General features: G+C 69.4%; 24 protein-coding genes. 16 read left to right on the forward strand and 8 right to left on the reverse strand.

The window, feature by feature from the left end; translation table 11 throughout:
* Window positions 1-15: 15 nt before the first annotated feature.
* From kdpC to L978_RS09635, 6 genes are all read left to right on the forward strand, one after another.
* Window positions 16-630, forward strand: coding sequence for a potassium-transporting ATPase subunit KdpC (kdpC, locus tag L978_RS09610; protein ID WP_047522814.1), 615 nt, complete (start codon window positions 16-18; stop codon window positions 628-630).
* Between the two features lie 2 nt (window positions 631-632).
* A complete protein-coding gene (locus tag L978_RS09615; protein ID WP_047522816.1) occupies window positions 633-3,137 on the forward strand; it encodes an ATP-binding protein in 2,505 nt (834 codons plus the stop codon).
* Window positions 3,134-3,829 (forward strand): response regulator, encoded by a 696-nt coding sequence (locus L978_RS09620; protein WP_047522818.1) that lies wholly within the window; start codon window positions 3,134-3,136, stop codon window positions 3,827-3,829. Before L978_RS09615 ends, L978_RS09620 begins: the two co-directional genes overlap by 4 nt.
* Before the next feature lie 40 nt (window positions 3,830-3,869).
* Window positions 3,870-4,259 (forward strand): ArsR/SmtB family transcription factor, encoded by a 390-nt coding sequence (locus tag L978_RS09625; protein WP_047522820.1) that lies wholly within the window; start codon window positions 3,870-3,872, stop codon window positions 4,257-4,259.
* Between the two features lies 1 nt (window position 4,260).
* Window positions 4,261-5,238, forward strand: coding sequence for an SRPBCC family protein (locus L978_RS09630; protein WP_047522822.1), 978 nt, complete (start codon window positions 4,261-4,263; stop codon window positions 5,236-5,238).
* Window positions 5,239-5,385: 147 nt separating this feature from the next.
* Window positions 5,386-6,738, forward strand: coding sequence for a flavin monoamine oxidase family protein (locus L978_RS09635; RefSeq protein ID WP_047522824.1), 1,353 nt, complete (start codon window positions 5,386-5,388; stop codon window positions 6,736-6,738).
* Here the strand turns inward: L978_RS09635 and L978_RS09640 are convergent.
* A complete protein-coding gene (locus tag L978_RS09640) occupies window positions 6,729-7,454 on the reverse strand; it encodes a Pr6Pr family membrane protein (protein ID WP_047522826.1) in 726 nt (241 codons plus the stop codon). The two genes, L978_RS09635 and L978_RS09640, sit on opposite strands and share 10 nt — an antisense overlap.
* A 29-nt stretch (window positions 7,455-7,483) precedes the next feature.
* Entirely contained in the window at window positions 7,484-8,047 is a 564-nt protein-coding gene (locus L978_RS18355) for a TetR/AcrR family transcriptional regulator (protein ID WP_052193505.1), read from the reverse strand.
* A gap of 37 nt (window positions 8,048-8,084) precedes the next feature.
* Between L978_RS18355 and L978_RS09650 the strand changes: the two genes are divergently transcribed.
* Window positions 8,085-9,275: an FAD-dependent monooxygenase gene (locus tag L978_RS09650; protein WP_052193506.1), complete on the forward strand. Its 1,191-nt coding sequence runs from the start codon at window positions 8,085-8,087 to the stop codon at window positions 9,273-9,275.
* A gap of 15 nt (window positions 9,276-9,290) precedes the next feature.
* On the opposite strand, the gene L978_RS09655 is transcribed toward L978_RS09650, so the two are convergent.
* Window positions 9,291-10,043 (reverse strand): ribonuclease H family protein, encoded by a 753-nt coding sequence (locus L978_RS09655; RefSeq protein ID WP_047522828.1) that lies wholly within the window; start codon window positions 10,041-10,043, stop codon window positions 9,291-9,293.
* A 79-nt stretch (window positions 10,044-10,122) separates the two neighbouring features.
* Here L978_RS09655 and L978_RS09660 point away from each other — a divergent pair, with 79 nt between their 5' ends.
* Complete coding sequence (locus tag L978_RS09660; protein WP_052193508.1) at window positions 10,123-11,208, forward strand: mechanosensitive ion channel family protein; 1,086 nt, start codon at window positions 10,123-10,125, stop codon at window positions 11,206-11,208.
* Here the strand turns inward: L978_RS09660 and L978_RS09665 are convergent.
* The 4 genes from L978_RS09665 to L978_RS09680 form a co-directional block, all read right to left on the reverse strand.
* Complete coding sequence (locus L978_RS09665) at window positions 11,160-11,411, reverse strand: hypothetical protein (protein WP_194239324.1); 252 nt, start codon at window positions 11,409-11,411, stop codon at window positions 11,160-11,162. The two genes, L978_RS09660 and L978_RS09665, sit on opposite strands and share 49 nt — an antisense overlap.
* A gap of 82 nt (window positions 11,412-11,493) precedes the next feature.
* A complete protein-coding gene (locus L978_RS09670) occupies window positions 11,494-11,808 on the reverse strand; it encodes a protealysin inhibitor emfourin (RefSeq protein WP_047522860.1) in 315 nt (104 codons plus the stop codon).
* Window positions 11,783-12,853: a M4 family metallopeptidase gene (locus tag L978_RS09675; protein WP_047522830.1), complete on the reverse strand. Its 1,071-nt coding sequence runs from the start codon at window positions 12,851-12,853 to the stop codon at window positions 11,783-11,785. The genes L978_RS09670 and L978_RS09675 overlap by 26 nt, the downstream gene beginning before the upstream one ends.
* A gap of 157 nt (window positions 12,854-13,010) precedes the next feature.
* Window positions 13,011-13,454, reverse strand: a complete 444-nt coding sequence (locus tag L978_RS09680) for a hypothetical protein (RefSeq protein ID WP_047522832.1) — start codon at window positions 13,452-13,454, stop codon at window positions 13,011-13,013.
* A 160-nt stretch (window positions 13,455-13,614) separates the two neighbouring features.
* On the opposite strand from L978_RS09680, the gene L978_RS09685 reads away from it, so the two are divergent.
* Genes L978_RS09685 through L978_RS09700 form a run of 4 tightly spaced genes read left to right on the forward strand, consistent with a single transcriptional unit; the run spans window position 13,615 to window position 18,474 of the window.
* Window positions 13,615-14,925 carry an ABC transporter substrate-binding protein gene (locus tag L978_RS09685; protein ID WP_052193510.1) on the forward strand — a complete coding sequence of 437 codons (1,311 nt, stop codon included), beginning with the start codon at window positions 13,615-13,617 and terminating at the stop codon, window positions 14,923-14,925.
* 2 nt (window positions 14,926-14,927) lie between these two features.
* On the forward strand, window positions 14,928-15,890 hold the full coding sequence (locus L978_RS09690) for a carbohydrate ABC transporter permease (protein ID WP_047522834.1): 963 nt from the start codon (window positions 14,928-14,930) through the stop codon (window positions 15,888-15,890).
* A complete protein-coding gene (locus tag L978_RS09695) occupies window positions 15,887-16,834 on the forward strand; it encodes a carbohydrate ABC transporter permease (RefSeq protein ID WP_081996995.1) in 948 nt (315 codons plus the stop codon). The genes L978_RS09690 and L978_RS09695 overlap by 4 nt, the downstream gene beginning before the upstream one ends.
* Window positions 16,831-18,474: an amylo-alpha-1,6-glucosidase gene (locus tag L978_RS09700; RefSeq protein WP_047522836.1), complete on the forward strand. Its 1,644-nt coding sequence runs from the start codon at window positions 16,831-16,833 to the stop codon at window positions 18,472-18,474. Before L978_RS09695 ends, L978_RS09700 begins: the two co-directional genes overlap by 4 nt.
* Window positions 18,475-18,554: 80 nt before the next feature.
* Here the strand turns inward: L978_RS09700 and L978_RS09705 are convergent, their stop codons facing one another.
* Complete coding sequence (locus L978_RS09705; RefSeq protein ID WP_052193514.1) at window positions 18,555-19,211, reverse strand: GntR family transcriptional regulator; 657 nt, start codon at window positions 19,209-19,211, stop codon at window positions 18,555-18,557.
* Between the two features lie 128 nt (window positions 19,212-19,339).
* On the opposite strand from L978_RS09705, the gene L978_RS09710 reads away from it, so the two are divergent.
* The 4 genes from L978_RS09710 to L978_RS09725 form a co-directional block, all read left to right on the forward strand.
* Window positions 19,340-21,442 carry a beta-galactosidase gene (locus L978_RS09710; RefSeq protein WP_231555034.1) on the forward strand — a complete coding sequence of 701 codons (2,103 nt, stop codon included), beginning with the start codon at window positions 19,340-19,342 and terminating at the stop codon, window positions 21,440-21,442.
* Entirely contained in the window at window positions 21,439-22,827 is a 1,389-nt protein-coding gene (gene gcvPA / locus L978_RS09715; protein ID WP_047522840.1) for an aminomethyl-transferring glycine dehydrogenase subunit GcvPA, read from the forward strand. Before L978_RS09710 ends, gcvPA begins: the two co-directional genes overlap by 4 nt.
* Complete coding sequence (gene gcvPB / locus L978_RS09720) at window positions 22,824-24,407, forward strand: aminomethyl-transferring glycine dehydrogenase subunit GcvPB (RefSeq protein WP_047522841.1); 1,584 nt, start codon at window positions 22,824-22,826, stop codon at window positions 24,405-24,407. Before gcvPA ends, gcvPB begins: the two co-directional genes overlap by 4 nt.
* Window positions 24,404-24,644 (forward strand): ATP-NAD kinase (locus tag L978_RS09725; protein ID WP_047522843.1); only part of this gene is annotated, 241 nt, incomplete at its 3' end. The genes gcvPB and L978_RS09725, both read left to right, overlap by 4 nt.

A 24,644-nucleotide genomic window follows, 5' to 3' on the forward strand; every position in this document is an offset into this window, starting at 1 on the left:
GGAGATCGCACACTCATGAACGCTGGAACACGCAGCGGCGGCCGCACCCTCTGGGTCGCGGTTCGCGCGATGCTCATGTTCACCGTGGTCCTCGGCATCGGCTACACCCTGCTCATCACCGGCATCGGGCAGCTCGCATTCCCCGCACAGGCGAACGGCTCAGCCCTCGTCTCGAAGGGCGGGGACGTCGTCGGATCCTCGCTCCTCGGTCAGTCGTTCACCGACGAGGAGGGCAACCCGCTTCCGGAGTACTTCCAGAGCAGGCCGTCGGCGGCCGGCGACGGCTATGACGGCACGGCGTCGTCCGGCACCAACCAGGGGCCGGAGAATGAGGACCTCGTCGCGGCGATCGCCGAACGCAAGGCACAGATCGCCGAGTTCAACGGGGTCGACGAGTCCGCGGTGCCCGCAGACGCGGTGACCTCGTCGAGTTCCGGCCTCGACCCGCACATCAGCCCGGCCTACGCGCAGATCCAGATCGCCCGTGTCGCCGACGCGCGCGGGATATCGGAGGACGAGGTCGCCGTGGCGGTGGAGGCCGCCACGAGCGCTCCCAACCTCGGGTACCTCGGGGAGTCGGTCGTCAACGTCGCCGAGCTCAACCTCGCACTCGACGAGTCGGCGGGCTGAGCATGACTCGGGGGCGGCTTCGTGTGCTGCTCGGCGCCGCCCCCGGCGTCGGCAAGACCTACACCATGCTCGAAGAGGGGCGCCGGCTCCTCGCTGAGGGCAAGGACGTCGTCATCGGCATCGTCGAGACGCACGGCCGTGCGGCCACCGCGACCATGACCGACGGGCTCCCGGCGATCCCTCGGATGAACGTGGGTCACCGCGGCGTCGAACTCGAGGAGATGGATCTCGCTGCGCTCTTGACCCGAGCGCCCTCCGTCGCGCTCGTCGATGAGCTCGCCCACACCAACGCACCCGGCTCCCGCAACGAGAAGCGCTGGGAGGACGTCGAGGAACTCCTCGCCGCGGGGATCGACGTGATCTCCACGCTCAACATCCAGCACATCGAATCCCTCAACGACGTGGTCGAACAGATCACCGGCGTGCCGCAACGCGAAACCGTACCCGACAACGTGCTGCGCAGCGCCGATCAGATAGAGGTCATCGACCTCGCCCCGCAGGCGCTTCGCGATCGTCTCTCCGGCGGATTCGTCTACCCGGCCGAACGCATCGACGCCGCGCTGTCGAACTACTTCCGCCTGGGCAACCTCACCGCGCTTCGCGAGCTCGCCCTCATCTGGCTGGCCGATGAGGTCGACCAGGCGCTCAAGGGGTATCGCGCTGAGCACGGCATCGACAGCACCTGGGAGGCGCGGGAGCGCGTCGTCGTCGCCCTCACCGGAGGAGCGGAGGGGGAGACCCTTCTGCGGCGCGGGTCCCGGATCGCGGCGCGGTCGGCCGGCGGCGAGCTGATGGCCGTGCACATCACCAGCCAGGACGGTCTGCGCGCGGCGAACCCGGTCGTGCTGACGGAGCAGCGCGCCCTCGTCGAGAAGCTCAACGGCACCTACCATCAGGTCGTCGGCGAGGACATCCCGACCGCCCTGGTCGAGTTCGCACGATCCGTCAACGCCACCCAACTCGTGCTCGGTGCCAGTCGGCGCGGACGCTTCACGGCGGCGTTCACCGGCCCGGGCATCGGCGCGACCGTCGTGCGCGAGTCCGGTGACATCGACGTGCACATGGTCAATCACTCCGCCGCAGGTCGTCGCTTCGCGCTGCCGCCGCTCACCGGGGCGCTGACCCGCAAGCGCCGCGTACTCGGCTTCCTCGTCGCGCTCCTCGGCGGCCCGCTGCTGACGTTCTTCCTCAGCTTCTTCCGCAGCCCCGAATCGATCACGACCGATGTGCTGAGCTACCAGCTGCTCGTCGTGATCGTCGCGCTGGTCGGCGGTATCTGGCCGGCGCTGTTCGCCGCGGTCCTGTCCGGGCTCACCCTGGACTTCCTCTTCGTCGAGCCCCTCTACACGATCCACATCCACGAGCCGCACCACCTGCTGGCGCTCGTCCTGTACGTCATCATCGCCAGCATGGTCAGCTTCATCGTCGATCGCGCCGCTCGATACACGCGCGCCGCGCGGCGGTCTGCCGCAGAGTCCGAGCTGATCCAGACGATCGCCGGCAGCGTGCTCCGCGGCGAGAACGCGATACAGGCGCTCATCGACCGCACGCGGGAGGCGTTCCACCTCGCGGGAGTCCGTCTGATGCGTGGCGACGAGGTCATCGCGCGCGCCGGGGAACCCCTGGCGGACAACCGCCACACCGACATCCGCATCGGTGACCACGCTGTGCTCGAACTCCACGGGGGCGATGTGGCAGCGTCCGAGCGTCGGCTGCTGGCGGTCATGACCGCTCAGCTCGCCGCGGCGCTCGAGCACCAGCGCCTCGAGAGAACCGCGAAGGAGATCGAGCCGATCGCGGCCTCCGACCGTGTGCGCGGCGCTCTGCTCTCTGCGTTGAGCCATGACCTGCGTCGCCCGCTCGCCGCTGCTGCCGCCGCCGTCGGCGGCTTGCGCGCTGCGGGACCCGACCTGGACCGGCGCGACAAGCAGGAGCTGCTCGACACCGCGGACGAGAGCCTCACCGCGCTCGCGACGCTGGTGACGGATCTGCTCGATGTCAGCCGCCTCCAGACCGGGGTGCTCGCGATCGCCGACATCCCGACCGATCCGGCCGAGGTGATCGCCCCCGCTCTCGACGAACTCCAGCTCGGTCCCACCGACATCACGCTCGCGCTCCATCACGGGGAAGCGGTGGCGCAGGCGGATCCGGTGCTGCTGCAGCGTGTGGTCGTCAACCTGCTCACCAACGCCCACCGGTATTCCCCTCCGGACGTGCCCGTGCACGTCAGCACCAGCACCTTCGGTGATCACCTCGAGATCCGCATCATCGACCGCGGGCCCGGTGTCCCGGCCGAGAAGCGCGACGACATCTTCGTCCCGTTCCAGCGCCTCGGTGACACCGACAACTCGTCCGGTCTCGGGCTCGGCCTCGCGCTCTCCCGAGGCTTCGTCGAAGCCATGCACGGGACGCTCACCCCGGAGGACACCCCCGGCGGCGGACTGACCATGGTCATCGCGCTGCCCGCCACCATTCCCGCACCCGGCACATCGGAGGAGACCGAGTGAAGATCCTCATCGCAGACGACGACCCGCAGATCCTGCGCGCGCTCCGCATCACCCTCACGGCCAAGGGATACGACGTGGTCACGGCATCGGATGGCGCCGCCGCCATCGCTGCGGCCATCGACCACCACGCAGACCTGTTCCTCCTCGATCTGGGTATGCCGAAGCTCGACGGGATCGAGGTGATCCATGGAATTCGCGGATGGTCCGCGGCGCCGATCCTCGTCGTCTCGGGGCGGGCGGGTGCTTCCGACAAGGTCGAGGCGCTCGACGCCGGCGCCGACGACTACATCACCAAGCCTTTCGCCGTCGAGGAGCTCCTCGCCCGGATCAGAGCCCTGACCCGCCGGGTGCCCCAGGAAGAAGCACTTCCCCTCGTCCGGCTCGGCGACATCACCATCGATCTCGCCGCACGCAGCGTCTCCCGCGAGTCCTCCGACGGCAACCGGCAGATCCGGCTCACCCCGACGGAGTGGCAGATGATCGACATCCTCATCCGCAACGCCGGCAAGCTCGTCACCCGGCAGACGCTCCTCACGGCCATCTGGGGCAACGAGCACATCGAGGACACCGGGTACCTGCGTCTGTACGTGTCGCAGCTCCGCAAGAAGCTCGAGGACACGCCGTCGGAGCCGGTGCACATCATCACCGAGCCCGGGATGGGGTACCGCCTGCTGGGCCTGACGGTCGACTGACTCTTGACATGGTCTTCGCGCAGGCCTAACGTACAACCAAATGGTTGTACAAACGGAGTTGAGCGAAGCGGAGGTCGACCGTGTGTTCCACGCACTGGCGACGTCGACCCGGCGCGACATCCTGCGCCGGACGATCGAGCGGGAGCAGTCCGTCTCGACCCTCGCCACTGAATACGAGATGTCGTTCGCCGCGGTGCAGAAGCACGTCGCCGTGCTCGAGGCCGCGAACCTCATCGTCAAGCGCGCCGAGGGACGCGAGCGGCTCGTCCGCGCGAACCCCGAGATGATCGCCCGCGCCAGGGCGCTCCTCGCCCGATACGAAGAGCTGTGGCGATCGCGCATCGCCCGACTCGACGACCTGCTGGCCGAGACGCCTCGGTCAGGCCCCGCCGACACCACCGGCACCACGAACCCGCAACAAGGAGACTGAAATGCCCGTCACCGATGTCACCACCGATACCGAGAACCTCACGATGACCGTCGTCGCCGACTTCGCCGCCCCCATCGAGCGGGTGTGGAGCGCATACTCCGACCCGCGTCAGCTCGAGCGCTTCTGGGGCCCTCCCGGGTGGCCGGCCACGTTCACCGCCTGGGACCACACCGTCGGCGGCCGCGCCGTCTACTCGATGAACGGCCCGCGCGGCGAGAAGTCTTCCGGATCGTGGGAGTTCGTATCGATCGACGAGCCCCACGGCTTCGAGGTCATCGACTCCTTCGTGGATGAGGACGGCACACCGCTCGACGGCTTCCCGGCGCAGCGCATGTCGTTCGCCTTCGAGTCCACCGCCGACGGCACGCGCATGGTCACGACGAGTCACTTCGACTCGGTCGATGCGCTCGAGCAGGTCGTCGAGATGGGCCAGGTCGAGGGCATCACGATGGCGATGGCGCAGCTCGACGCCGTTCTGCAGGACCTCCGCGCCTACGCGCAGGGCAAGGGCACCCGTGTGGAGCTGCTCGACGACACGCACGTGCGCATCACCCGCCTCGTCGAGGGGCCGCGCGAGCTGGTCTGGCGCGCGCACTTCGAGCCCGAGCTCATCCGCCAGTGGATGCTCGGCCCCGACGGCTGGGAGATGACGGAGTGCGTCGCCGCCACCGAGGTGGGCCAGTCGTACCGGAACTCCTGGGCGCCGGTGGGCGACACCGAGGGGCAGCCGTTCGGCTTCGAGGGCGAGGCGCTGCTGATCGACGCCCCGCGCCGCGCGGTCAGCACCGAGCGGATGCAGGGCATGCCGACCGAGACCCTCAACGACCTGAACCTGTACGAGGAGGACGGCGCGACCCTCGTCACGCTCCTCATCGAGTACCCGGACAAGGAGACGCGCGACATGATCCTCGCCACCGGCATGGCCGACGGCATGGAGCAGTCGTTCGCTCGCCTGGAGCGCGAGCTGCTCGCCGTCTGAGCGTTCACAACTCAGGAAGAACCGGCCGGATCCGACAAGATCCTGCCGGTTTCCGCGTCGGCGGGCGTGCTTTTCCTGAATTGTGCGCACCCGGCCGGCGGGCGTCGACGGACAGAACCCACCCGCGCGGGATAAAGTGGCGACACGATGAGGATCACGCGCCGCACTCTGCTCCTCGGCGCCGGAGCCGGCGTCGCCTCGGTGCTTCTCGCATCCTGCACCCCGGAACCCGCGCCGACCCCCACGCCCACCCGGACGCGCGAGCCCGAGCCGCCGCCCGGTGTCCCCGCGCCGGCCGGCAGCATCCGCAGCACGTGGACGAGTGACCCGTTCTCCCTCGGCGCCGCCAGCTTCACGCCCGTCGGCGTCCTCGCCGGCACCCGTCTCGCGCTGGCGAAGCCCGTCGACGATCGGCTGTTCTTCGCGGGCGAGGCGACCGACGAAGACGCCCCCGGAACGGTGCGCGGTGCCATCGCCTCGGGCGCGCGCGCCGCGGAGGAGCTCCTGATCCCGGCGACATCGGGGGAACGCGTCGCCGTGGTCGGTGCGGGCCTCGCCGGTGCGACCGCGGCCGCCCTGCTCGCGGGCGGCGGGATGCAGGTGACGGTCTTCGAGGCGAGGGACCGCGTCGGTGGACGGGTGTCCTCCCGCGTCGACGACTCCTGGCCGGTGCCCGTGCAGCTCGGTGCCTGGCTGTTCGGCGCGGACGACGCCGAGGTGCTCGACCGGCTGAGCGGCGGAGAGGTCGGCATCGTCGATCTGGCCGGTGATCTCTGGCGCACCCCCGACGGCGACATCGACCCGGTCGACTCCGAGCCGTTCGAGGCCGCCATGGTGGCATCGCAGGCTGCTCCGGAGGACTCGTCGGTGGCCGATGCCCTGACCGCGGCGGGCATCGACCCCGCCGATCCTGGCACCGCCGCTCTGCTCTCGCTCCTCGCCTCCCGCAGTGGTGCCGGTGCCGACGAGCTCTCCAGCTGGTTCGCCCCGCCGCTGCCCACCGGGGATCTGACCGCGGCGCGCGACGACCTCACCCCGTTCGTCGAACACGCACTCGACGGCGTGCGGGTGGGGCTCAACTCCCCGGTCGCCCTCCTCGCCTACGACGACACGGGCGTGAGCGTTCGCCTCGGCACGGGGGAGGCGCTGTCCTTCGACCGGGTGCTCGTGACGGTGCCGCTCGGGGTGCTGCAGGACCGCAGCATCGAGTTCGATCCCCCGCTGCCGTTCTCCAACCGAGGCGCGGTCTCCGCCCTCGGCATGGGGGCGATCGAGACCGTGTGGCTGCGATGGGACGAGCCCTTCTGGGACAGCGACGAGGCGATCTGGCACGCCGTGGGCGCTGACGTCGCGATCCCGACCTGGATCAACCTGCGTGCGGCGACCGGCGAGAACGTGCTCGTCGGGATCGTCGGAGGCCCGGCCGCCGTGGAGTTCGCGGAGCTCGACGAAGACGCCGCCCTCGACGCGGCTCTCGCCTCGCTCGCGCTCTACACCTGAGCGACCTTCTCGCCGGCGGGTTCCGGCTCGGGCAGCGGTGCGGCGGAGGCGTCCTCCCCACCCTCGCGTAGATCGCGGGGCAGAGGCATCCGGCTGATCAGCACGAGCACGGTGGCGACGGCCGCGAACGAACCCAGCGCGATTGCCGAGGAGATCACGAACTCGGCCGGTCCGCTCACCTGTCGCGGGTCGAGGAAGTAATACGGATACCACCCGATCAGCGGTCCGCGGATCAATGTCGCGACGCCCCACACCACCGGATAGGCGAGTGACACCGGGATGACCCGCCACGGCACGGTCCGGTGTCCGGGAGCCAGCGCCCAGGCCGCCACGGTCACCGCCGGAAGCCAGAAGTGCAGCACCTGATCGGACCACGGCACATCGATGCGGATCCCGCGGATGCCCGCCTGCCACACGAGGATCGCGAACACCAGCCCCGCCGTGATCGTCCAGGTCAGCACGAGGGCGAGAGCGACCGTGAGCCACCGGGGGTCCTTCGCACGACGCAGCGCGAGGATGCCGGCGACGGTGAGCAGCACCACGAACGCGATGTTCGACTGGTTGGTCAGGTACGCGAAGAAGTTCTGGCTCGCGACGGTGTTCGACGCCAACCCCCAGCTCAGTCGGTGGATGAGCGCCACGAGGCAGATGGCGGCGGCACTGAGGCGGAGCAGCCCGAAGACGGTACGCGCCTTCACCGCTGCGTCACCCGCCATTCCTTCATCCGCTGAGTCTACGGACCGGCTCACCGGATCATCGAGAGGAGGAGCCGTCCTGCCTCCTCGCGCGGGAGCGTGGCGAACATCGGCAGCTCCAGCACGTACCGTCCGAACAGGAAGCCGACGATCGCCACGGCCATCCGCCGCGCGTGCTCGCGCCCGAAGTCGGCCACGAGAGGTTCGAACACCGCCACCTGGATGTAGCCGCTGATCGACGCGGCGGACTCATCCGCGGCGGCGAGACGCCGTGCGAGACCGACGAGCTGCGCACCGTGCTCCGGATGCTCCCAGACTGCGAGGATGCCGTGCGCCAGGCGCGAGAGGTCGACGGGACCGTGACCGTCTCGTCCGCGGGCGAGCGCGATCACATCATGCGGTGCTGCGCGCAGGGCGATCGCCGCGGCGACGAGGTCGTCCCGCGATCCGAAATGATAATTGACCAGGGTGTGGCTGACGCCGACTTCCGCGGCCAGTCGACGGGACGAGATGGCCGCCAGATCACCTCGAAGAACGTGCTTCTGCGCTGCCTCGAGCAGCCGAGCCCGTGCCGTCGACGATCCGCGCGGACGGCCCGGCGATTTATTGACCATTCTCGCATCGTCGCACGCGGAGCGGGACGCTGTCTGCATGGACACGAGAAGCGACACCGATACCGACACCGTCATCGTCGGAGGTGGGCCCGCCGGGCTCATGCTCGGACTGCTGCTCGCGCGTCGCGGGCTCCGGGTCACCGTGATCGAGAAGCATGCCGACTTCCTCCGCGACTTCCGGGGCGACACGATCCACCCCTCCACTCAGGAGCTTCTGGGGGAGCTCGGACTGCTCGACGACTTCCTCGCGCGCCCCCACGCCGATATGTCGGAGGTCACGCTCAGCTGGCACGGCACCGAATTGACCCTGGCCGACTTCTCGCACCTGCCGACGGCGAGGAAGGTGATGACGTTCATGCCGCAGTGGGACTTCCTCGACCTGCTGGCCTCGTCGGCGGAGGAGTTCCCGGGGTTCCGCCTGCTGCGTTCGACCCGCATCCAGGACGTCGTGCGCGAGGAGGGGCGGATCGTCGGGGTCACCGGAACCGGGCCGGACGGACCGGTCGACATCCGTGCACACCTCGTCGTCGATGCGTCGGGACGTGACTCCGAGCTCCGTGCCGCCGCCGGGCTCTCACCGGTCGGGGTGGCCGCGTCGATGGATGTCCTGTGGTTCCGGCTGCCGAAGGACGGCGACGAGGTGTACCCGTTCATCCAGGCCGGCGCGGGCATGGCCATCACGATCGACCGCGGGGACTTCTTCCAGATCGCGCACGTGATCCCCGCAGGTGCCTGGACGGGCTCCGAAGACGACCTGCATCGGATGAACGAGCGTCTGCGCCGCATCTCGCCTCGCCTCGGCGCCGCGGCCGCGCACCTCCGTCCGGCCGACGTGCACCTTCTGCGTGTGCGCCTGGAGCGGCTGCGTCGGTGGCACGTCGACGGGCTCCTGTGCATCGGCGACTCTGCGCACGCCATGTCTCCCGCGGGAGGCGTGGGGATCAACCTGGCCATCCAGGACGCGGTGGCCACCGACCGCATCCTCGGGCCGGTGCTGGGTACCCGTGCGCCGCAGCGTGCGGACCTCCGCCGGGTCGAGCGTCGTCGCGTCTGGCCGGTGATCGTGACCCAGGCGATCCAGCGACGGCTGCAGGGGCCTCTCCTCGCGTCGGGCGCCGCGGACGCACCTCTGCCCTTCCCGTTGCGGATGCTGCGGGATCACCCTCGCCTGTCCCGCATCACCGGGCGCTTCGTCGGGATCGGAGCCCGCCCCGAATACCTCCGGTGACCCCGGCGGTGCGCGTCAGATCAGCCGACGGAGAGCCTCTTCGAGCGAGACGCCCTGCGCGTCCGCGCGGTCGCGCAACCGGGCATGCTCGTCCGAGGTGAGCGGGATGCGCAGTTCGATCGGGTCGTCGTCGGGCGCGTCCGTGGAGCCCGGATCGTCGAGTCCGTCGAGCAGGTCCGAGGTCTCGGCCCACAACGGCTCCGCGAGCGTGGTCGATGGCGCGGCGGCCACCGGGGCGGAGCCCGTCGCAGGAACGGAGGCCGCCACAGGAGCGGATGCGGCCACGGCGGCACCGGCACCGGTGGCCCGCGTGAAGCCCGGACCTCGACGCGGCTCCTCCCCGGCCTGGTACGCCTTCGCGGCCGCGTTCGCACGCTCGTCGGCTGCCTCGTTCAGAGGGTGTCCGGCGTGGCCTTTGACCCAGGAGAACTCGACGTCACGCCCACGGATCGCCTCGTCGATGCCCTCCAGCAGGTCGCGGTTGAGCACGGGCCCGCCGTCGGACTTCCGCCAGCCCTTGCGCTTCCACCCCGGCATCCACTTGGTCACGGAGTCGATCACGTAGCGGCTGTCGCATTCGATCATCAGCTTCTCGTCGATGCCGGCCGTCGCACGCAGCAGCTCCAGCACCGCCCGCAGCTCGCCCTGGTTGTTGGTGCCGTGCGGGGAGCCGCCCGCCGCCCAGTTCGCGTCGTCGATGTACCAGGCCCAGCCGTTGGGGCCGGGGTTGCCCAGGGCGGAGCCGTCTGCGGCGGCGGTGATCGTCATCCCTCCACCGTAATGCGGTCACCGGGTGCGCGATCGCCGCGCACTCGCGTCCTCCGTGCGCGCCGCCTAGGGTGGACGGATGTCTTCCGGCACCGAATGGGAATCCTTGGTCGGCACGGCCGTGGTGATCGCGATCGCGGTCCTCGCCACCGTCGCCGTTCTCGTACTGCTGCGTCTGGTGGCCGCGCTCGTGAGCCGTCGTCTGCCGTGGGTGCGTGATTTCGCGCGCAGGGTGCGCAACGCCACGACGGCCACGGCGCTGGTCGTCGCGGTGTGGATCGCGATGGCGATCACGGCGCCCGCCGAGCAGGGATGGTGGCCGGCGGTCTCGCGACTGTTCCTGATCTCGACCATCCTCGTCGGGTCCTGGCTGTTCGCCGCGGCGATCTCGTTCGGTTTCGAACGGCTGATCGAGCGCGAGGAGACCGTCCTGGTCGGTCCGGAGGCGCGACGTCGGCGCACGCAGCTGCTCGTCATCCATCGGCTCGTGCTGGTGTCGATCGCCGTCCTGGCTCTGGGGGCCGTGCTGTTCACCTTCCCCGAGATGCGGGCCGTGGGCACGAGCCTCCTCGCGTCGGCGGGTATCGCGAGCATCATCGCCGGCCTCGCGGCGCAGTCGATCCTCGGCAACCTCATCGCCGGGATACAGGTGGCCTTCACGGACGCGATCCGCGTGGGCGACGTCGTCGTGGTCGAAGGCGAGTGGGGACGGGTCGGCGAGATCAACCTGTCGTACGTGGTCGTCTACATCTGGGATGAGCGACGCCTCGTCGTGCCGTGCAGCTACTTCACCTCGACGCCGATCGAGACGTGGACGCGCAGGTCGGACAAGATCCTCGGCACCGTCTACCTGGATCTGGACTGGCGGGTGCCGATGGACGCACTGCGCGCGGAGTTCACCCGCATCGTCGAAGCCTCGCCCGCCTGGGACGGGCGCTCGTCGAGCGCACTGGTGACGGACGCACAGGGCGGGTACGTCACCGTCCGGTTGGTGATGTCGGCGAAGGACTCCGACGACCAGTGGACGATCCGCTGCGAGGTGCGGGAGAAGATGATGAGCTGGTTGCAGCGGGAGTACCCGGACGCCCTCCCGCGCACCCGGGTGGAGTTCGGACCTCAGTCGGACTCGGCGTCCGCGTCGTCGACGGGCTCCTCCGCCTCGTAGTCGCCCACGGTCTCCGCCGCCGGCTCCGCGATCGGGAAGACGATCGAGCTGACCTCGGTCGTCGCCCCGAAGCCGAGGCCGAGCGAGAGGGGGTCGACGGCGGGTTCCTCGCCGAGCACCTCGGCCTCGGAGCGCTTCACGGGCTCGGAGGGCAGTGCCCAGGGGCTCTGTTCTTCTTCCGGCTTCTGCTGGAACATTCCCATGGGTCCATTGTGAACCCACGCCTCGACGCGGAGGCCGGATTCACACGGAATTGATCGGACGCCGGGGGTGGGCGCGCAGTGGTCAGCTCTTGGCGGCCGCCGCCTGCCGGACCGCCTCGACGAGCGCGCGCCAGGGTCCGTCGAGCGCGGAGTCGGGCAGCTCACGCTCGCGGCGTTCGACCGGAGTCCGGGCGCGGATGCGCCAGACGAAGCGGTCGGCGCCGGTCTCGGTCGGCGCCTCCTGATCCCAGGGGCACCGGTCGATCAGGTCGATCCATTCGCCGGCGTCGTCGGGTCCTGCTTCCACCTGCCATCGGCGACGGATGCCGGCGATGCCGCCCGTGCGGACGACGGCGATCACGATCGGTGCGTCAGTCGCGGGAGGAGGCTCGCTCATCTGCATAGACTCCCACGACGGTCCACGCGCGTCGAGCCGCCGTGGCCGTGGCCTCGTCGATCGTGGTGGCCGCGGCGACCGTCGCATCGGCGAACTCGAGGAAGGACGCCGTGCTCGACAGGCCGCCGGCGAGGGCCCGGTACCAGACGGCCCCCGCGCGCTCCCAGGCCTTGCCGCCGAGGTCGAGCGCGAACAGGGCGAACGCGCGGTTGGGGATGCCCGAGTTGATGTGCACCCCGCCGTTGTCCTCGGTGGTGCGCACGAAGCCGCTCATGTGATCGGGCTGCGGATCCTTGCCGAGCTCGTCGTCGTCGTAGGCGGTGCCCGGGGCGATCATCGACCGCAGGGCCGCGCCCTCGACGGCATCCGTGAAGATCTCGGCACCGATGAGCCACGTGGCGCTGTCGGCCGTCTGCCCGAGTGCATACTGCTCGGTCAGAGCACCGAAGACGTCGGCGATCGACTCGTTCAGCGCGCCCGGCTGGCCCTGGTATTCGAGGTTCGCGGTGTGCTGCACGACGCCGTGCGCGAGCTCGTGGCCGATCACCGTGAGTGAGCCGGTGAAGTGCTGGAACACCTCGCCGTCGCCGTCACCGAACACCATACGCTCACCGTCCCAGAACGCGTTGTCGTAGTCGACGCCGTAGTGCACGGTGGCGTCCAGCGGGGCTCCGGCGTCATTGAGGGAATTGCGCCCGAAGGCGGACAGCAGCATCTCGAAGGTCGCTCCGAGGCCGTCGAAGGCTTCGTTCACCGCGGTGTCGGCCACGGGGGCGTCGTCTTCGCCGCGCACCACCGCGCCGGGGAGGCGCTGGGTGTTGCCGGCGTCGCTGATGGTGCGGTTCGGAGCATCCGACAGCTGGGCGACCAGGTCGCCGTTCTCGTCGATCGACAGGTCGATGCGGGCGCGGAACGGCGGTCGTCCGGCCGTCAGCGTCTGCCGCGCCGCAGCCGCGGCCTTCGGGAAGCGCCCCGATTCGGCCAGGCGTGCGAGCAGGTACGACGGGACGACTCCGTGACACTGTGTCGATGTTGCGCTGCTCATGGATCGACCCTACGCCGGGTGTCCGACGTCTGCGGGAACGGGCCGGGCAACCGCGCGGATCGTGAAGGAGATCTCACGGTGTGAAGGAGAGGTTCGCGCGGACTCCCCTTCGGAACGTGAGATCTCCTTCACACCATGCGCGCCCGCCGGGTACGTCTCACTCGTGCTCGATGCTCAACACGGTGGTGCGGATGCCGTCCGACTCGTACTGCACCGGCATCCCGGGGTGTGCGGACGAGAACCAGAAGATCCCGTCGGCGGTGTCGTATCGACGGCAGGTGAGCTCGCCCAGGGGGGAGGACAGCGGCACGGTCGACATGCTCGTCGTCTCGGCGTCGAACGCCGCGTGACCTTGGAGCTCGGTCCAGGTCACCCGGCTCGAGACGACGGCGTTCGGGTCGGCCGCGGCCCACCGATCGAGGGTCGCGCCCTCCTCATCCGTGTGGTGGAAGCGGTTGACGTGTTCGCCCAGCGGTCCGTCCGGGCCTTCGAGGAGGAGGTGGATGCGCTTCCCCCTGCCGGTGGCGTCTCTGATCTCTTCGGCGGTGAACGGCGTCGGCAGGAGGCCGGGGCCGAGCAGGTGCGGGTCGGGATCGGTCATGCACCCAGTCTGCGTCACGGGTGACCGGTACGTCACGGGATGGTCTCGATGTCCGTCACCCGAGGGAGATCCTTGACAGAATTGCGTTCTGTATACAGAATACGAGTGCGCCGGAAAGGCGCTCCCGACACGATCTTCCAATGATGAAAGAGGTAGCGAGATGGCACGTGCGAACGTGACGCGGTATCTGGCATTGGGTGCCGCCGGCGCTCTGGCCCTGGGGCTCGCCGCGTGCAGCGGCGGCGGAGGAGGCGGTGGCGTCGACGCCGACGGCAACGCGACGGTCATCTGGTCCACCTGGGGCACGGCGGACGAGCTGACCCGCTACGAGGAGTTCAACAAGGACTTCATGAAGCGCCACCCCGACATCACCGTCAAGCTCCAGCCCGTCGCCGGCTACGGCGACTACCACTCCAAGCTGCTCGCACAGCTCACCAGCAACACGGCACCCGATGTCTTCTACGTCGGTGACGACATGATCGGCCAGTTCGTCGATTCCGACAGGCTGATGCCGCTCAGTGACCTGATGGAATCGGACGCGAGCAAGACCACGAAGGACGACTTCTTCCCCGGACTCTTCGGCGCGGCGGAGGAGGGCGGCGAGGTCTACGCGGCCCCGAACGACTCCAACCCCGACGTCTTCTGGTACGACAAGCAGGCGCTGGAAGCCGCCGGGATCACCGAGGACCCCGCGACGCTGGCCGAGAACGGCGAGTGGACGACCGACAAGTTCCTCGAGATGAACGCCACCCTCCACGACGCGGGGCTCACCGGGACGATGTACTGGAACTACTGGGCCACCCACTGGAGCTGGCTGTCGTCCCAGGGCCTTCCCGCGCCGTACGACGAGGCGGGAGCGTTCGTCGCGAACCAGGACGACGCCACCGTCGCTTCCGTGCAGGAGCTGGGCGACCTCTTCCAGGACGGCACCTTCGTCGTCGCCGACACGCTTCCCGACGGCGCCGGAGCCGACAGCATCTTCGTCACGCACAAGGCCGGTTTCTTCGTGCAGGGCCGCTACACGATCGGCACGGTCAAGGCCACGGGCGAAGAGGACAGCTACGACATCGTCCGCTGGCCGACGCCCGACGGTGAGGCCGCTCCCACCGGTGTCGCGACCAGTTTCCTCGCGATCAACGGCAAGACCAAGGTGAAGGACGCCGCGTTCACGTTCTGGACGGAGTTCCTCTCCGCCGAGGGGCAGACCTTCCGCCTCGAAGGGGGCGGGAACGCGGTCCCGTCGATCAAGGGTGCCGACGACGTGGTGCTCGAGGGGGACTACCCCGTGCACGCGCAGACGTTCCTCGACATGCGCGACATCGGGTTCACGAACTACCCCGCTGAGGCCAGGGTCCCGGGCCTGCCGGTCGCCATCTCCGAGGAGTTCCAGAAGCTCTACGAAGGCAAGACCGACGCGCAGGAGACGCTCGACACGATCGCCGGCGTGGTCGAGGATCGGTCGGAGAAGTAGGAGTGACCACGCTCACCGAGAACGGACGGATGCCGCAGGCCACGCCTGCGGCATCCGTCCCGCCCCTGCGTCGGGAGGCCGCCTGGCGTCGGCGGGATCGGGCCTGGGGCTACGTCTTCGTCGCTCCGCAGCTGCTCGGCATGGCGCTGTTCGTCGTGCTGCCGTTCGCCGCCAGCCTGGTGCTGGCCTTCGCCGAGTGGGACGGCCTGGGCGAGCTCACCTGGGTGGGGCTGGCGAACTTCGCCGATCAGCTGCAGGATCCGCTGCTCGCCCGTGCGATCATCAACACCCTGCTGATCGCGATCATCACCGTGCCGATCGGCCTCACGCTCGCGGTCATCGTCGCCGTCGCACTCGAGAAGCTCAAGACCCGCACGCTCTACCTGATCCTGTTCTTCGCCCCGGTGGTCACCTCGACCGTCGCCGTCGCCATGATCTGGCAGCAGATGTTCCGTGCGGACGGCCTGCTCTCGACCACGATCTCGAAGGTGTTCGGGATCACGCCCCCGGATTGGCTGCAGGATCCCAAGCTCGCGCTCCTCGCCGTCTGCATCGTGACGATCTGGTCGTCGATGGGCCTGAACGTCGTGATCTTCCTGGCCGGTCTGCAGAACATCTCGCCGTCGGTGATCGAGGCCGCCCGCATCGACGGCGCCGGTGCCGTGCGCCTGTTCACCAGCATCCGGCTCCCGCTGCTCTCGCCGATCGTGTTCTTCTCCTCGGTGATCGCGTTCATCTCGTCGCTGCAGACCTTCGACACGGTCTACGTGCTGGTCTCCGGCGGCGGACCCGACAACGCGACCCGCACCATCGTCTATCACATCTTCGACCTCGGCTTCGGGCGATTCGAGTTCGGGCTGTCCAGCGCGGCCAGCATCATCCTGCTCGTGCTCACCCTCGTCATCACGGCGATCCAGTTCGGTGCGCAGAAGAAGTTCGTCCACTACGAGGATGACCCGGCATGACCCTCCAGACCACACCCCTCAGCGACCCCGCCGCCCCCGCGACCGATTCCACCGTCGCCCTCACCGCTCCCGGATACCGTCAGCGGGGCCGAGGGGGACCAGGGGCCGGACGCGCCCGCCGACGTCTCGGTTCGACCGTGCTGCACGTGCTCCTCGTGGTCGGCGGCATCTCGATGGTGTTCCCGTTCATCTGGATGCTGCTGACGTCGTTCAAGACCCTCCCGCAGCTGTTGAAGAACCCGCTGGAGTTCCTGCCGAACCCCTGGACCGTCGACAACTACGTGAACGCGTGGAACGCCGTTCCGTTCGGGCAGGCCTACCTGAACAGTGCGTACATCGCCGTGCTGGTGGTGGTCGGCACCCTGATCACCGCGTCGATGGCCGGGTACGCGTTCGCCCGTATCCGGTTCCGGGGTAGCAAGGTGATCTTCATCGTGTTCCTCGCGACGCAGATGATCCCGGCGCAGGTCACCCTCATCCCCTTCTACCTCCTGATGTCGCAGCTCGGCTGGGTGGATTCGCATCTCGCACTGATCGTGCCCGGGATGATCGCGAACCCCTTCGCCGTGTTCCTGATGCGGCAGTTCGTCCTTGCTCTGCCGCGCGAGCTGGAGGAAGCCGCGCTGGTGGACGGAGCCGGGCGCTGGCGCATCTTCTGGAGCATCGTGCTGCCGAACCTGAAGCCCGGCCTCGCCGCGCTCAGCATCATCACCGCCCTCAGCGTCTGGAACGCGTTCCTGTTCCCGTTGGTGCTGTTGAACACGCCGGACCTGTTCACGGTCCCGCTGCTGCTGACCTCGTTCCAGGGGCAGTTCGGCTCCATCAACTACGGGCTCGTGATGGCGGCGTCGGCGATCGCGACCGTGCCGATGCTCATCGTGTTCGTGATCGGTCAGCGCAAGATCCTCAACAGCATGGCCGCATCGGGACTCGGGGGGCGATGATGGCGGACCTCGCCGCCCTCGCCGGGCGTCACCTCGACCTGGTGTCCGCTCCCTTCACGCTCCCGCGCTCGCGCGTGCTCGTGTTCCGCGCCGACGACGGCGAGGGCGTGCGCGTGCACACCTCGGAGTACGAGCGGCGGCTGTCGGAGTGCCGGGTGTTCGATGCGCTGATCGTGATCGGTGCCGGCGGCGAGGTGCTCCCGGTGACCGACGTGCATCCCGCGCGGGTGAGCTTCGGCGACGGCGCGGTGACGCTGACCTTCGCCGATCCCTCCACACTCAGCCTCGGCGGGGTTCCGGGATCGCGGGTGCGGCTCCGGCGTCCGGACGGCGGCCTCGAGGAGCATCCGCTCGATCGGGGCCTCGGGCTGCACGTCGCCGCAGCAGATCGCACCGTCGCGGTCGTGCACGGCGACCACTCGGCTGCCCTCGCCACGACCGAGGCGATCTGGACCGAGTGGTTCGCGAAGTGCCCGCGCGTGCGCGACGATCTGCAGGAGATGGCCGCCTTCTGCTGGTGGGTGCTCGGGGCGAACATCGTCGAGCTGCCGTCGCTGGGCGATGCCAGGGCCATCGTGCCGTCGAAGATCGGCTACGTCGGTCTCTGGCAATGGGATGCGTACTTCATCGCGGTCGGTCTGCGCCACGGCGACCCCGAACTCGCTCGCGAGCAGCTCGACATCGCCTTCCGGTTCCCGCAGCCCGACGGGCAGCTGCCCGACGTCGTGCACGAGCTCGGGGTGCTGGCGACCAGCGACGATCTGCCCGAGAGCGACCGCGCCAACCTGCGCCGTGCCGGGTCGCAGATCGCCGACCCGAGCGCACCCGTGCCGCTGACGAAGCCTCCGCTCGCCGCCTGGGCGCTGCGCAAGGTGCTCGACGTCGAGGATGCGCCCGACTACGCGCGCCGGCAACTGGCCCGGATCGTCCGCTCGCAGGACTGGTGGTTCGCCGGCAGCGACCTCGACCACGACGGGATGCCGGAGTACGGGCATCCCTACTCCTCCGGCCTCGATGACAGCCCGATCTTCGATGGCCCCCTGCCGACCGCCGCGCCCGACCTCGGGGCGTATCTGGTGCGACAGGATCGCGAGATCGCCGACCTCCTGCGCCGGTACGAGCCCGGGGGCGACGTGTCGCGCTTCGAGCAGCGGGCCGAGACCTCACAGGAGCTGCTGCTTCGCATGTGGGATCCCGAGCGGGGACGCTTCCTCGCATTCGGCGGTGGTGAGCCGCAGCTCAGCGACACGGTCGTGGGGTTGATGCCGCTGCTCACGGGTACGTTGCCGCCTCCCGTCGCCGAGGCGCTGCGGGCGGCCGTCGACGACCCCGAGCGCTTCGCTCTGCCGTGGGGGCTGCCCACGGTCGCGGCCTCCGACCCCGACTACTCGGACGAGCGCATGTGGCGCGGACCGGTCTGGGTGAACACGAGCATGCTCGTCGCCGAGGGGCTGGAGGCTTCCGGGTACCCGGAGAGAGCGCGGGAACTGCGGGAGCAGACCGTGGCGCTGGTGATCCACGGCGGGGGCCCGCACGAGTACTTCAATCCGCACACGGGTAAGAAGGCCCGCACGGCCACGACCGCCTTCGGCTGGTCGGCCGCGCTGTTCGTCGACCTCGCCGTGACGCTCTCACGGTGAGCACGCGCAGCATCCGTTCCGGTCGCACTTTCTCCCGCTATTCGGCCCTTTTGCTGGCAGAAAGTGCGACCGGAGCGGGGTCAGGCGGTGAAGTACGAGCTCGTGGCGTTGTCGAGGATGCGCTGCATGCCGTGCATCCAGTTGAGCTTGAGGGCGTCGACAGCACCGGGGATGTCGCCGTCGGCGAGGTGGCGGGCGATCTCGGCGTGCTCGGCGGCGACGCGTTCGACCTTGACGTCTTCGGGTACCAGCAGGGACTCGTAGCGGTGGAACGAACTGCGCACGTTGTCGATCACGGCCAGGAGCCGGGTGTTCGGGCAGGCGGACAGCATCACGCTGTGCCACTCGTCGTCCTTGGTGATGACCAGCTGGTGCTCCACGAGCTCGTCGGCGAAGGCTTCGGCCATCTCCTTGAGTCGGATCCCGATCACGCGCAGTTCCTCGGGCGGGCTCAGCTCGAGCGCCAGGCTCTCGAGTGCAGCCATGACCGGCGCGAGGTCGCGGAACTCGGACGCGCTGAGCGGGACGAAGCGGAAGCCCTTGCCGTTCTCGCTCTCGATCTGGCCCTCGGACTCGAGGGCGATGAGCGCTTCACGCAGAGGGGTGCGGCTCACGCCGAGTTCGGTGGCGAGCTGGACCTCGTTGATGCCTTCGCCGGGCTGCACGAGTCCGGCGCGCATACGGGTCAGCAACTCCTGCCGAACCTGCGAGCGCAGGTTCTTGCGTTCGATCGCCATGCGTCCCCTCTTCTGCCGCCTGCCCGTCAGCCTATGGGTTGACGGGCCTCGGGCGACGTCCTAGTGTGTTGTATACAGAATACAGCTGATAGCGGATTCGCACCAGTGCACCGCCGTATCAGCCGGTCATGACTCAGAGAGGAGGCTTCGTGCCCGCACCCGGTGGCGACCAGCCCGCCCGACGCGTCCGCCTCGACGCCCTCGCCTACGGCGGCGACTACAACCCCGACCAGTGGTCGGAGGAGACCTGGCACGAAGACATCCGCCTCATGCGCGAGGCCGGCGTGAACATGGTGAGCCTGCCGATCTTCAGCTGGCCCCAGCTCGAACCCGAGCCCGGCGTCTACGACTGGGCGTGGCTCGACCGCATCCTCGATCTGCTGTGGGACGCCGGCATCGCGATCGACCTCGCCACCGCCACTGCGACCCCGCCGTCCTGGCTGCTGCGGGCCCATCCCGAGATGGTGCCGTGGGATTCCGACGGGCACCGGCTCGAGTTCGGCTCCCGTCAGACCTACTGCCCCTCGTCGCCGATCTGGCGCGAGAACGTCGCCCGCATGACTCGCGCGATGGCGGAGCGCTACGGGGAGCACCCCGGCCTCGCGATGTGGCACATCTCGAACGAGTACGGCGATCACACCTCACGCTGCTGGTGCCCCGAGTCGGCCAGGCACTTCCGCCGCTGGCTGCAGGATCGCTATGGAGACCTCGACGGGCTGAACGAGGCCTGGGGCGTGAACGTCTGGGGTCAGCGCTACACCTCCTGGGAGCACATCGAGACGCCGAAGAAGGCGCCGGGCCCGATCAACCCGACCCAGCTGTTGGACTTCGAGCGGTTCTCGTCCGACGCCCTGCGGGAGCTGTTCCAGGTGGAGATCGACGTGCTGCGGGAGGTCACGCCCGACATCGCGGTCACCACGAACTTCATGAGCATGTTCCGCGACCTGGACTACTGGGACTTCGCCGCGATCGAAGATGTCGTGACCGACGACGCCTACCCGGAACCCGCCGACCCGACCTCGCACGTCGGGGCCGCCCTCAACTACGGCCTCATGCGCTCGCTCAAGGGCGGACAGCCCTGGCTGCTGCTGGAATCCTCGGCGAGCGCGACCAGCTGGCGCGACGTGAACGTGCCCAAGGCACCGGGCAAGATCCGCATCGAGAGTCTGCAGGCGGTCGCCCACGGCTCGGACGCCGTCATGTTCTTCCAGTGGCGCCAGGCCAAGTACGGCCAGGAGAAGTTCCACTCCTCGATGCTCGGTCACCGGGGGGAGCGCTCGCGCAGCTTCCGGGAGACCAAGGAGCTGGGCAACGAGCTGAAGAGGCTCGAGCCGGTGCGCGGCACCCGGGTGCGCTCGCGCGTGGCGCTGGTCGTGGACTGGGACTCGTGGTGGGGGACCAGCGCTGTCGAGTCGCTGCCCTCGCAGAGACTGCAGTGGGCGCAGCAGGCCCGGGCCTGGCACCGCGCGCTGTACACGCTCGGCCAGCCGGTGGATGCCGTTCGCGCCACGGGGCCGTTCGACGCGTACGACGTGGTCGTGGTGCCGAACCTCTACATCGTCGAGCAGCCGCAGGCCGACGCGTTGCGCGCCTTCGTGGAGCGCGGAGGACACCTCGTCGTCGGACCGTTCTCGGGAGTGGTGGATGCGACCGAGAAGGTGCACGACGGCGGAGCACCCGGGCCGCTGCGCGATCTTCTGGGCATCGAGGTCGACGAGCAGTGGCCGATCGCCGACGGGCTGACCGAGAGCATCGACTACGCCGGCGAGATCCTGATGGTGCCGTCGTGGAGCGAGTGGCTCGAAACGGACGAAGACGTCGAGGTGCGCGGCCGCTATGCCGGTGGCGAGCTCGACGGTCTGCCCGCCGTGACCCGTCGCGCGGAAGGCCGGGGATCCGCCTGGTACGTCAGCGCGATGTTCGACGCCGCAGGTCTGCTCCCGGTGTTCCGCGACGTGCTGCGCACGGCCGGCGTCCCCGCCAGGGAGCACACCGATGTCGAGGTCGAAGCGGTCACCCGCGCCGACGACACCACCGACTACACCTTCTACCTCAACCACGGACGCGCACCCGTGACGTTCGAGATCCCGACCCCGGGAGTCGACCTGCTCACCGGTCTGCGCCATACGGACCGACTGGAGCTCGATCGGTACGGCGTCGCCGTGCTCGCCGCGCCCCGCGCCGAATCCATCCCCTTTGCCACCCTGATCCCTGTGAAGGAGGACGCATGACCGCCCCGTTCGTGCATCCGTACATCCCCAACACCGCGCCCGAGTCCCGTGCGGCGATGCTCGCCGCCGTGGGCGCCGCGTCGGTCGACGAGTTCTACGCCGACATCCCGGCCGGCCTCCGGCTCGGGCGACCCCTCGATCTGCCCGCGCCGTTCGTCGCGGAACAGGACCTCGCCCGCCACGTGCGCGCACTGCTCGCCAGGAACCACTCGACGCACGAGCGGCTGAGCTTCCTCGGTGCCGGCACCTACCACCACTACGTACCGGCGGTCGTCGACGAGGTCATCGGACGCAGCGAGTTCCTGACCGCCTACGCCGGCGAGCCCTATGAGGACCACGGCCGCTTCCAGGCGCTGTTCCAGTACCAGTCGCTGATGGCCGAGCTGCTCGAGATGGACGTCGTGAACGTGCCGACCTACGACGGCTACCAGGCGACCGCGACCGGCCTCACCATGTCGGGGCGCCTCACCGGCCGCGGACGGGTGCTGGTCGTGAGCGATGTGCTCCCCGCGAAGCTCGCGAAGGTGCACGACTACGTCCGTGCGCACCTCACGCTCGAGCACCTGCCGACCGTCGGCGGCACCGCCGACGTCGATGCGATCCGCGCCGCGCTGGGCGAAGACGTGGCCGCGGTCTGGGTCGAGACGCCCAGCGCCACCGGCGCCGTGGAAGCCGCGCTGCAGGACATCGCGGATGCCGCGCACGCGGTGGGGGCCGTGCTCGTGGTCGGCACCGACCCCATCGGCTACGGCGTCCTCACCCCGCCCGCCGTCTCGGGAGCGGACATCGTCACCGGCGACATCCAGTCCCTCGGCCTGCACCAGTGGTTCGGCGGCGCCCACGGCGGGTTCATCGCCGTCCACGACGACCCGCGGTTCGTGATGGAGATGCCGTCGCGACTGTTCGGGCTCGCGACCACCGACGTTCCCGGCGAGTACGGCTTCGGCGACGTCGCGTACGACCGCACCTCCTTCGCGCATCGCGAGGAGGGGAAGGAATGGGTCGGCACGGCCGCCGCCCTCTGGGGCATCGCCGCCGGGGTCTACCTGGCGCTGATGGGTCCCGCCGGCATGGCGGAGCTCGGCGAGGTGCTGCTCGCCCGCACCCGATACGCCCAGCAGGCGCTCGCCGCGGTTCCTGGTGTCTCGCTCGACGACGACGCCGTGCATCTCCGCGAATTCACCGTGACGTTCAGCGAGGCCACGGCGGACGCGGTCGTCACGACGCTCCGCGCCCGGGGCATCGAACCCGGCGTGGTCGTGGGCGAGCACCGCCTGCTCGTCTGCGTCACCGAACTCACCTCCCAGGCCGACATCGACACCCTGGCGAGTGCGCTCGCCGACGTCAAGGCCTCCGATCTCGCTGCGAAGGAGCAGAACCGATGAGCCTCCCCGTCGCCCCGAAGCCCGCGCTGCGCCGCTTCCAACAGGCTCGCTGGGACGAGCCGATCATCTTCGAACTGACCACTCCCGGCGAACGCGGTGTGCTCGTCTCACAGGTCGAGCCCGGCGTGCGCGCGGCAGTGGGGGATGTGGTCGCCGCGCTGCCGTCCTCCCTGCGTCGGGCCGCGAAGCCGAAGCTCCCCGAGATGGGCCAGATGCGTGTGCTCAAGCACTACCTGCGCCTGTCGCAGGAGAACCTCGGCGCCGACTTCAACGTCGACATCGGCCAGGGGACGTGCACCATGAAGTACGCGCCGAAGATCAACGACCAGCTCGCGAACACGCCGCAGCTCACCGCGATGCACCCTCATCAGGACCCGGCAGACGCGCAGGGCGTGCTCGAGATCGTCTGGCAGCTGGAGCGGATGCTCGCCGAGATCTCCGGCATGGACGAGGTCTCCCTCCACACGCAGGGCGGATCGGCGGCGATCTGGGCGAACATCGCGATGATCCGCGCCTTCCACGAGGCGAACGGAGAGGGCGAGCAGCGCCGCGAAGTCATCACCACGATCTTCAGCCACCCCTCGAACGCGGCCGCCGCGAAGGCCGCCGGGTACGAGGTCATCACCGTGTATCCCGACGCTGAGGGATACCCCTCGCTCGATGCGCTGAAGGCAGCGCTCTCGCCGCGCACCGCGGCCATCATGGTCACCAACCCCGAAGACACCGGAATCTACAACCCGGCGATCCGCGAGTGGGTGGACGCCGCGCACGCCGTGGGTGCCCTCGCCTCTTACGACCAGGCCAACGCCAACGGGATCCTCGGCATCACGCGTGCCCGTGACGCCGGGTTCGACGTGTGCCACTTCAACCTGCACAAGACGTTCGGCACTCCGCACGGCAGCGGGGGTCCCGGCTCGGGCGCGAACGCCGTGAGTGCGGCGCTCGCCCCGTTCCTGCCGGGACCGCGGGCGGTGCGTGCGGATGACGGGACCTTCGCGGTGGCCGAGGCGGGTGAGCTGTCGATCGGCGCGGTCGGGCCCTTCTTCGGGGTGATCCCCGCGCTCGTGAAGGCCTACTCGTGGATCATGGCGCTCGGGGCCGAGGGCCTGCTGGCCGCCGCCGAGACCGCCGTGCTGAACAACAACTACCTGATGGCGAAGGTGCTCGCGATCCCCGGAGCCTCCGCGCCCTACGCGACCGGGCGTCGGCGGATCGAGCAGGTGCGCTACTCGTGGGAGGAGCTCTCCCGGGAGACCGGGATCTCATCCGAGGAGATCGGTGTGCGCATGACCGACTTCGGCATGCACTACTGGACCAGCCACCACCCCTACGTGGTGCCCCAGCCGTTCACGCTCGAACCGACGGAGTCGTACTCCCTCGCCGAGCTCGACGAGTATGCGGCGACCCTCGCCGAAGTCGCACGCGAAGCACGGGAGACCCCCGAGGTGGTGCGCACCGCCCCGCACAACCAGACCGTGCACCACACGCACCACGACGATCTGGACGACCCCGACCGCTGGGCGGTCACGTGGCGCGCGTATCAGCGGAAGTACTTCCCCGCGGAGTCCGACGCGTCGTGATCGGACTCGTCGTCAATCCTGTCGCCGGAGTCGGCGGGCCCGCGGGCCTCGCCGGCTCCGACGGTGCGGACGTGCAGAACCTCGCCCTCGCGCGCGGTGCCCGCTCCCGCGTGCAGGAGCGGGCGGTCCTGGCTCTGACGGAACTGGCCGCACGGCATCCGGGACTCGTGGTCGCGACCGCAGACGGAGCGATGGGATCCGATGCCGTCCGTGCGGCGGGGCTCGTGCCCCGGGTGG

It is taken from the genome of Microbacterium sp. ZOR0019, assembly GCF_000800925.1.
GTDB classification, from domain to species: domain Bacteria; phylum Actinomycetota; class Actinomycetes; order Actinomycetales; family Microbacteriaceae; genus Microbacterium; species Microbacterium aurugineum.